This is a genomic window from Asticcacaulis aquaticus (assembly GCF_028550415.1).
GTDB classification, from domain to species: Bacteria; Pseudomonadota; Alphaproteobacteria; order Caulobacterales; family Caulobacteraceae; genus Asticcacaulis; species Asticcacaulis aquaticus.
Genome location: NZ_JAQQKX010000036.1, coordinates 1 through 1,178, shown reverse-complemented (window position 1 = coordinate 1,178; position 1,178 = coordinate 1). Strand labels below are relative to the sequence as shown.

Annotated in this window: 1 protein-coding gene; it reads right to left on the bottom strand. The window is 57.9% G+C overall.

What is annotated here, in order from left to right; genetic code table 11:
- Positions 1-39: 39 nt before the first annotated feature.
- Positions 40-987: an IS110 family RNA-guided transposase gene (locus tag PQU92_RS18740; protein ID WP_272749818.1), complete on the bottom strand. Its 948-nt coding sequence runs from the start codon at positions 985-987 to the stop codon at positions 40-42.
- Positions 988-1,178: the final 191 nt, after the last annotated feature.

Sequence of the window (1,178 nt, the reverse complement as noted above, 5' to 3'; positions counted from 1 at the left end):
TCATTCCTCCCCATCTCTGATGGGGAGCAACCATGTGAGTTAAGCGCGCTGTATCCAGAGTGATTGTCGCTTAAGCACGATGTTTGCGGCTTCAATAAGCTTACGCATGACGGCGACGATGGCGACCTTTGGCGGTTTTCCCGCCGACAGCAGCTTTTCAGCGAAGGCTTTGAAGCCGCCCTTCATTCGCTTTGCCGCGAGCGCGGCCAGGTAAACAAAGGTTCTTGGTCGCGCTCGTCCACCGGTGATAAAGCGCATACCTTTCATAGCACCGGAATCGCGATCGAATGGCGCAACCCCCAGCAATGATGCCGCTTGCCCGGACTTGAGAGCCCCCAACTCCGGCATCCGGATTACCAGAACCGCCGCCACCACAAGCCCGACGCCGGGCAGGCTCCGCAACAGGTCAAAGCGTGCAACCAGATCCGTCCTTTGGCGGATACGACGCAGGATCGTGGCCATTAGGCCCTGCTTATGCCGCACAAGCTGGCTGACCAGTTCCGCCTGAACCTCGCAAACCACCTGCAAACGGTGATGTTCGGCCATCGTCCGGGCTTGCGCCAGCATATCGCTGACCTGTTCATAAAGGGTCAGGATTTCCGCCATCTCGATCAGGTCCTTGTCGCGCCGGGCCACCATGCCTTCCCATTGCGCGGTCGCCTTCGCGATCAGAGCGGCATCAATCTTATCCGACTTCGCACGCAGACGCTTGAAGCGCGCAAACGCCCGCACTTCCTGCGGTTGATGCACAACCACCTCGAAAGCCGCGGCTTCGAGCGCTTCTCGGGCATCGCGCTCGTAGTTACCCGAAGCCTCCATACCTATCCGCGTGACCCCATGCGATCTTAGCCACGCCAGCAACTGCGCAATACCTGACGCCGTATTGGCAAAGCGCTGACAAACACAGCCTTCCGCCAAAGCCGCATCAAGCCATGTCTTGCCGATATCCAAGCCGGCACATACAATGTTATACTCAACCTGTTTCATGATCTCACCCTTGTGTCTTCGGGCCCATACGCCCATGCAACCATCCGAGGCATGAAATCCAAAGGTGACCCTGCTCCCCAACAGCCCTTTAAGCTCAGGGGATATCGGTCCAGTCTTCAGATGGATTGGGGCGCGCCAACGCCTCAATCCATCACAAACTTAGCAGCCTTCTCACAAACAAGGGGGACCGC